The following is a 7063-nucleotide window of genomic DNA, read 5'->3' as shown; positions in this document are numbered from 1 at the left end:
CCACCACGGCAAAGAGGTCCAGGTTGCGGTGACCGGCGGCAAGCACCCCCGTCACGGCGAAAACGGCGATGCCGACCTGTCCCGCCCAATAGGTGAACATCGGTCCCGAACTCAGTGACTCCATGCTTGTCGTGCCTCAGCTGGCGTCGGATCGGAGGGCGAGCGCGCGAGCGTAGAGCCGGTTGCGGTTCGCGCCGGTGATCGTGGTGGTGAGTGCGACCGCCTGCTTGAGCGGCAATTCGGCGAGCAGCACCTGCAGGACCCGCTCGGCACTTTTCTCTTCTGCCTCGGCGGCACGCTCGACCTCTGCCCCATCGACGAGCAGGACGAACTCACCACGCTCCCGATTCGGATCGGCTGCCACCCAGTCCTCCGCCTGCGCCAGAGGGCAGCTGTGGAAAGACTCGAAGCGCTTCGTGAGTTCGCGCGCCAGGGTCACGATGCGCTCCGCCCCGAGCGTATCGCGCAGGTCGATCAGCGTTTCGCGCACGCGGTGCGGAGCCTCGTAGAAAACCAGCGTGAACGGCAGCGCGCGCAGCGTCTCCAGCGCCTTGCGACGCGCCGCCGCTCGCGCCGGCAGAAAGCCGCAGAAGAGAACGCGATCGGTCACGCGCCCGGACGCCGAGAGCGCCGCGACTGCCGCATTTGCTCCGGGAATCGGTGTCACGGCGAACCCGGCAGCGCGTACCGCGGCGACGACTTCCGCTCCCGGATCCGAGATTCCGGGGGTACCGGCATCGGTGACGAGTGCCACTTGCTTGCCATCGCGCAGCAGCGCCACGATCCGTGCGGCAGCGCTGCGCTCGTTGTGCTCGTGCGCCGCGATGAGTCGGGTGTGGATGCCGTGATGCAGCAGCAGCTTGTGCGTCACCCGCGTGTCTTCAGCCGCGATGACGTCGACCGCTCCCAGCACCTGCAGTGCGCGCAGGGTGATGTCGCCCAGGTTTCCCAGGGGAGTGGCGACTACATATAATTTCGGATCCTCGCCTTCGGTCGCACCGTCATGCAAGGCTGGCTCACCTTCTTCCTCTTGGCTGTCGCGTCACTATACGGGCCTGTCTGTGCCGCTGCCACCGGCACCGAAGCCCCGCGCGGGCCGACGCCGCACATCGCGCTCCTGCTGCCCACGCAGTCCCCGGGCTTCGGCCGCTTTGCCGACAGTGTGCGCCAGGGCGTGCTCGCAGCGGCCAAGGTGGACGGCAAGAACGCGCTGCCGGTGCGCGTGTACGGCATGGTCGACGAAGCCAAGGATGCCGTCGCGAACTACGACCTGGCGCTTGCCGACGGCGCACGCGTCGTCATCGGCCCGATGACGCGGCCGGGGGTGAACGCGATCGTCGCCCATGGTGCGGTCACCGTTCCGACCCTCGCCCTGAATCCATCCGACCCCAGTCTCGCGATGCCGCCATCGCTCTACGTCCTCGGTCTGCAGGCGGAGCCGGAGGCACGGCAGGTTGCCTCCTTTGCGCTGGCCGACGGACGCCGTGCCGCGCTCGTCGTGACGACCGACGGTCCGCTTTCCAAGCGCATCCAGGACGCCTTCAGCGAAGCCTTCACGGCCGAAGGCGGGCGGGTGGTGGGGGTCTTGAAGCTGCCCGCCGATTCGAAGACTTTGGCCAAGCTCAAGAGCACCTACGACACCGCCAGGGCGGACATGATCTTCGTCGCCTGCGACGCCCAGCGCACCCGCTTCGTGCGCGCCTTCGCCGATCGCAGCACGCCCTTCTACGGCACCTCGCAGCTCTACGCGACGCGCGGCGACAGCATGGCCAACGCCGACCTCGAGGGCGCACGCTTTCTCGACATGCCCTGGATGGTGCAGCCCGATCATCCGGCGGTGATGATCTATCCGCGACCTTCCGGCGTCAGCAACGAGCAGGAGCGGTTCTACGCGCTCGGCATCGACGCCTATCGCGTGAGCCAGACCCTGCTGGATGCGCCACCGCCTTCGGCCGCGAGCATCGACGGCGTCACCGGCCGCATCGATCTGTCGCTGGGGCAGACCCTGGAGCGCAGTCTCACGCCGGCCGAATTCGGCCCGGACCAGCCGCGGGCGCTCTCCCCGGCGCGTCCGTGACCAACCGCGGGCAGGCTGCGGAAACCGCGGCCGCCGAGTATCTGGTACGCGCCGGACTCACCATCCTGCAGCGCAACTTCCGCTGCCGCTTCGGCGAGATAGATCTGATCGCCCGCGACGGCGATGCCGTCGTGTTCGTCGAGGTCCGCATGCGCCGACGGGGCGATTTCGGCGGGGCCGCGGAAAGCATCACCGGCGCCAAGCGGGCGCGGCTCATCAAGGCAGCCGGCTTCTATCTCTCGAGCCAGGCGAGAACGCCGCGCTGCCGCTTCGACGCGGTCCTCGTCTCGGGTCCCGGCGGTGGGGTCGAGTGGATCCGCGATGCCTTCGGCGCATGACGCGAAGTGGCGCGATATCGCGCGCCGGCGAGGCGGACGGTGCACGCCTTCGTGCGATAATGTCGCCCGTTTTGGCCCCGCACAGGCGCGATGGACCTGATCGACCGGATAAGCACGCACTTCACGGACAGCGCGGAAGTCAAGCTGCAGGCCGTCGGTACGCTCGCCGGTCCGATCGCCGCCGCGGCGGAGCGCATGGTCCAGTGCCTGGTGAACGACGGCAAGATTATGAGCTGCGGCAATGGCGGCTCGGCTGCGGATGCCCAGCACTTCGCGGCCGAGATGCTGAACCGCTTCGAGATGGAGCGCCCGGGGCTCGCCGCGATTGCGCTCACGACCGACACCTCGACGCTCACCTCGATCGCCAACGACTACGACTTCAACCAGGTCTTTTCGAAGCAGGTGCGCGCGCTGGGGCAGACCCACGACGTCCTGCTCGCGATCTCCACCAGCGGCAATTCGCGCAACGTCATGGAAGCCATCGTGGCGGCCCACGAGCGCGAACTCGCGGTCGTGGCGTTGACCGGCAAGGCCGGCGGGCAGATTGCCGCCATGCTCGCGCCGGGCGACATTCACATCTGCGTACCCGCCAACAACACCGCCCGCATCCAGGAAGTGCACCTGCTCACGCTGCACTGCCTGTGCGACGCAATCGACTGTCTTCTGCTCGGAGTAGAGTGATGCAAACCCGCTTGATCCTCGCCCTGCTGGTGGTCATGCCGTTGCTCGGCGGCTGTATCGCAGCAGCGGTGGTGGGCGCCGGAGCTGCCGGCGCGATGATGGCCACCGACCGCCGCTCCACCGGTGCCTACACCGACGACGAAACGCTGGAGTGGAAGATCTCGCTCGCCATCCGCGACAAGTTCGGCGAAAAGGCGGTCCACATCAACGTCACCAGCTTCAACCGGATCGTGCTGCTGACGGGCGAGGCACCGAGCGAGGAAGTGCGCCAGGAGATCCAGAAGATCGCCCAGGCACAGAAGACCGCGCGCGATGTCCGCAACGAGATCGTGGTCGGGCAGCCGACAGCCCTGCAGAGCTGGACGGACGACTCCTACATCACGAGCAAGGTGATGGCGAACATGGTCGGCAATCCGGACGTCAACCAGTACTACGTGAAGGTCGTCACCGAGAACAGCGTCGTCTACCTGATGGGGCTGGTCACCCGCAAGGAAGGCGAAGCGGCCGCCGAAGTCGCTGCGAACACGAGCGGTGTCAAGCGGGTGGTGAAGGTCTTCGAGTACACGGGATGAGCCGGCTCTTTGCAGCGGCGGGCGCCGGCCTCGCCGTGCTCATCGTGAGTGTCGGCGCATTCGCTGCGTCGCCCCTGGAGGGTCGCTGGACACTCGTCGACCGGCAGGCGCTCGGCGCTGCGCCAGGCGACGCACCCGCGGTTACGCTGGAGATACAGGGCGACGGCGTTGCCGCGAGCGCCGGATGCAATCGTGCCGCCGGCGGCTTCCAGGAACGGGGCGGGAAACTCGAGATCGGTCCGCTGGCCGCGACGATGATGGCGTGCCCGCCCGCAATCGCGAAGATCGAAGCGCGCTACTTCGGTCTGCTGGAAAGCAGACCCTCCTGGCAGATCAGGGGAGATCGGCTCACGCTGACCGGCGCCGGCGCGACGCTCACGTTCAAGCGCGCGCCCGCTCAGTAGCAGCAGATTCGCTTCACGCGTCGCGCACGAGTGACGCGAGGTTGCGGGAATCGAGCGTCTTTGCCTTGTCCTGGATCTGGGTGGCGAGCTTTGCCTGCAGGGTCTTCGCCTCCTCCGCCATGGCCGCGAACACCTGCCTGAGGCGGGCCGCGTCGAGCGTGCGCCCGCCCGCGTAGTACTCCCGCGCGACCTTGCCGAGCGCGTAGGTAGTCACGAACGAGAACGCGGAGCCCGTCGCCTGTCTGCCGGCGGCCCCGGCAAGGCCGCCGAAACTCCCCAGGATGCCTCCGATGATCCTGCGCCCGAGATTTTCGACCGCCTGCGACGCGAGGCCGACGCCGGCGGTTGCGGCGAAATCCCGGATGCTGCCCTGATCGAGTTCGAAGCCGTAGGATTGTCCGATGCGATAGACCATCTTCATCTGCAGGGCGATGATGGCCATCGACGCGAGCGACTGCGGCAGCAGTTCCAGCGCGCCGTTCAACATCGCGTAGTTGAGGATCATCCTGTCCTGTTCCTCGACGTTCGGAGCCGGCCGCGGCGATTCCGCGGGGGCCAGCGCCGCCGAGGCCACCGTCGTCGCCTCGTGCTCGAAGGCGGTCGCATCGCCGGAACCGAGCCCGAGCGCTCCCCGCAGACGGGCCAGGAACGCGGCCTCCGCGGCGTTTTCGGCGCCGTCGGCATTGCACACGCAGACAGCCAGTTCGAAGGCCGACTGTCGCGCTGTGGGAGAAAGATCCTGCGCGATGGCAGCGAGGTCCGAAGCACCCGCGTTCACGGCATCCTTGAGCTGCGCCAGATCCAGCGCCGCACCGGGAAACGACTGGGCGATCCGTTCCAGCTCGGCACGTTCGCGAGCGTCCTCCGCGCCGTCGGCGAGCGCGGCCAGAAGACACAGTTTGAGGGTCGATTGCTGCTCTTGCGGGGTCATGACTATCCTCTTTCGGCAATTTGTACGGAGTGCAGGCGCTGCCTTCTCAGAGGCGCCTGCGGCAGGTGCGTGCTCCGCGCCCGCCCGTGGCTGGTCGATTTCACTTTTCCACCTCCGTATAATCCCTTTCATCCATTTGCGTAAAGGGCTCTGCCATGGCGAACATCACGCAGCATCTGCTGGACGAAACGCGGCGGCTCGTTTCTTCCACGGAGGATCTGCTCAAGGCCACCGCGAGCGAAGTCGGCGAGCAGACCGATGCGGTGCGCGCGAAGATCGAACCGAAACTGCGCCGGATGAAGGGTCAGCTGCTCGACCTCGAATACGAACTGGAGCGCAAGGCGAAACACGCGGCCCGCGAAGTCGACGCATATGCGCACGACAACCCCTGGACGATAGCGGGAGCGGGCATTCTGGTCGGCCTTCTCATCGGCTTGCTTCTGAGCCGCCGCGACTGAAGGTGATGCCGGCTGCGCCGGCAGCCGTGGGAGTTTCGGCGAAGCACGCCGCAGCGTGATCGAGTTCATCCGGCACGCCGCTTGAGCCAGCGCATCAGCACTCCCAAGACCGGGAGCTTCTCGTAGAGTTCCTCGGCGGCATCCCAGTAGTCCCGGTGATACTGCACGCGCCCTGCCGCATCGAAGCGCAGCACGCTCGCGCCGTGCACCCGGATGGCCCGGCCGCGCATTCCGAAATCGAAGTCCCAGGTGAGCGCGACCGACTGTTCACCGACGATACGCTCGGTGATGACGAAGCGCGGCGACTCGACGACCTCGAACATCCGGGCGAAGATCGCCTGGATGTCGGGTAGCGTGCGCACCTCGTTGAAGGGATCCTTGAAGTAAGCATCGGCGGCATAGAAGTCGCCCATGCGGGCGACCGATTGCGCAGTGAGCGACTCGTAGTAGCGCACGAGTTCGTCCAGACGCGACGCCATCATAGACCCGTAAATCGGCGCACGGCAGCAAAGTAAGCGCGATAGGGCAGCAGTTGCAGCAGCTTGAGCACGCGCGTGAAGCGCTTCGGGAAATGGATCTCGAACTCGCCACGCTCGAGCCCGGCGACGATCTCGCGGGCTGCTTCTTCCGCGCTGATGAGCGCCGGCATCTCGAATTCGTTCTTGTCGGTAAGCGGCGTCTTCACGAAACCCGGGTTGATCAGGTAGACGCTGATGCCTTTTGGCCGCAGGTCGAGGTAAAGCGTCTCGGCGAAGTTGATGAGCGCCGCCTTGGTTGCACCATAGGTCAGGCTGGTCGGCAGTCCGCCGTAGCCGGCGACACTGGAGACGATGGCGACGCCGCCCGTGCGCTGTCCGAGCAGCACGGGGACGATCTCGGTCACGGCCGTCACCACCCCTGTGAGGTTGACCTCGAACAGGGCACGCGCGCGACCGGCGTCGAGCTGCCAGGCCCGCACCGGCTGATGTGTGCCGGCGGCGACGATGGCAAGGTCGATGCCCTGCCAGCGCGCCTCGATCTCGCCACGCGCCGCACGCAGCTGCTCGGTCACGGTGATGTCGAGCGGCAGGACCAACGAACGCTCTGGATACGCCGCCGCCATCGCTTCCAGCGGCGCTTGGCTGCGGGCGGACAGTGCGACGCGGGCGCCGCGTTCGAGCAGGGCGCGCGCGGTCGCCTCGCCGATGCCGCTGCTGGCCCCGATGATCCAGACGCGGCGGCCGTGCCAGTCCTGAATCGGTGCGTTCAGCGGCATTTACGAATCGCGGCGGGTAAAGGACAGCGTGACCTGTCCCAATTCGAAGCCGAACTTGCTCATGTAAGAGCGATTGAGCATCGTGCGCTCGTCGATCAGATACATCCAGTCGTCGAAGTCGACCTCGTAGGTCTTCCCGTCGTCGGTCTCCAGGTTGAGGACGTAGCGCCAACGCAGCGCGTTGCCGTAGGCGGTGCCGGCAGCAGTGCCGATCACGTCGGCGGCGGTGCCGCTGTAGCGGTGGTCGTCCAGCTTGGTGACGGTCCAGATACGCCGCGTCTTCTTGCCATCGGACCACTCGAAATGCTCGTCGAGGGTGCCGACGTTGCCCGTCCAGCTCGCGTCGA

Annotated in this window: 12 protein-coding genes; 6 read left to right on the top strand and 6 right to left on the bottom strand. The window is 66.8% G+C overall.

Annotated features, from left to right (window positions below; translation table 11 throughout):
- Both JNK68_14770 and rsmI read right to left on the bottom strand, forming a co-directional pair.
- A partial coding sequence (locus JNK68_14770) for a trimeric intracellular cation channel family protein (GenBank protein ID MBL8541608.1) occupies positions 1 to 124 on the bottom strand: 124 nt, incomplete at its 3' end.
- Between the two features lie 12 nt (positions 125 to 136).
- Complete coding sequence (gene rsmI, locus JNK68_14765; GenBank protein MBL8541607.1) at positions 137 to 1009, bottom strand: 16S rRNA (cytidine(1402)-2'-O)-methyltransferase; 873 nt, start codon at positions 1007 to 1009, stop codon at positions 137 to 139.
- Here rsmI and JNK68_14760 point away from each other — a divergent pair.
- From JNK68_14760 to JNK68_14740, 5 genes are all read left to right on the top strand, one after another.
- The gene (locus JNK68_14760) at positions 1004 to 2077 is read left to right on the top strand and encodes a penicillin-binding protein activator (protein ID MBL8541606.1); all 1074 of its coding nucleotides are present in this window, start codon (positions 1004 to 1006) and stop codon (positions 2075 to 2077) included. The two genes, rsmI and JNK68_14760, sit on opposite strands and share 6 nt — an antisense overlap.
- Positions 2074 to 2415 (top strand): YraN family protein, encoded by a 342-nt coding sequence (locus JNK68_14755; protein MBL8541605.1) that lies wholly within the window; start codon positions 2074 to 2076, stop codon positions 2413 to 2415. The genes JNK68_14760 and JNK68_14755 overlap by 4 nt, the downstream gene beginning before the upstream one ends.
- A gap of 90 nt (positions 2416 to 2505) precedes the next feature.
- Positions 2506 to 3096 carry a phosphoheptose isomerase gene (locus JNK68_14750; protein ID MBL8541604.1) on the top strand — a complete coding sequence of 197 codons (591 nt, stop codon included), beginning with the start codon at positions 2506 to 2508 and terminating at the stop codon, positions 3094 to 3096.
- Entirely contained in the window at positions 3096 to 3668 is a 573-nt protein-coding gene (locus tag JNK68_14745) for a BON domain-containing protein (protein ID MBL8541603.1), read from the top strand. Before JNK68_14750 ends, JNK68_14745 begins: the two co-directional genes overlap by 1 nt.
- Entirely contained in the window at positions 3665 to 4072 is a 408-nt protein-coding gene (locus JNK68_14740) for an META domain-containing protein (protein MBL8541602.1), read from the top strand. Before JNK68_14745 ends, JNK68_14740 begins: the two co-directional genes overlap by 4 nt.
- A gap of 13 nt (positions 4073 to 4085) precedes the next feature.
- On the opposite strand, the gene JNK68_14735 is transcribed toward JNK68_14740, so the two are convergent.
- Positions 4086 to 5003, bottom strand: a complete 918-nt coding sequence (locus tag JNK68_14735) for a TerB family tellurite resistance protein (protein ID MBL8541601.1) — start codon at positions 5001 to 5003, stop codon at positions 4086 to 4088.
- Positions 5004 to 5158: 155 nt separating this feature from the next.
- On the opposite strand from JNK68_14735, the gene JNK68_14730 reads away from it, so the two are divergent.
- Positions 5159 to 5461 carry a DUF883 domain-containing protein gene (locus JNK68_14730; GenBank protein MBL8541600.1) on the top strand — a complete coding sequence of 101 codons (303 nt, stop codon included), beginning with the start codon at positions 5159 to 5161 and terminating at the stop codon, positions 5459 to 5461.
- A 65-nt stretch (positions 5462 to 5526) separates the two neighbouring features.
- On the opposite strand, the gene JNK68_14725 is transcribed toward JNK68_14730, so the two are convergent.
- The 3 genes from JNK68_14725 to JNK68_14715 all read right to left on the bottom strand — a co-directional run.
- Entirely contained in the window at positions 5527 to 5940 is a 414-nt protein-coding gene (locus JNK68_14725; protein ID MBL8541599.1) for a nuclear transport factor 2 family protein, read from the bottom strand.
- The gene (locus tag JNK68_14720; protein MBL8541598.1) at positions 5940 to 6716 is read right to left on the bottom strand and encodes an SDR family NAD(P)-dependent oxidoreductase; all 777 of its coding nucleotides are present in this window, start codon (positions 6714 to 6716) and stop codon (positions 5940 to 5942) included. The genes JNK68_14725 and JNK68_14720 overlap by 1 nt, the downstream gene beginning before the upstream one ends.
- Positions 6717 to 7063: DUF3833 family protein (locus JNK68_14715; protein ID MBL8541597.1), on the bottom strand; the 347-nt coding region annotated here is incomplete at its 5' end.

It is taken from the genome of Betaproteobacteria bacterium (genome assembly GCA_016791345.1).
Lineage (GTDB): Bacteria > Pseudomonadota > Gammaproteobacteria > Burkholderiales > JAEUMW01 > JAEUMW01.
This window is presented reverse-complemented; position numbering and strand designations above follow the sequence as displayed.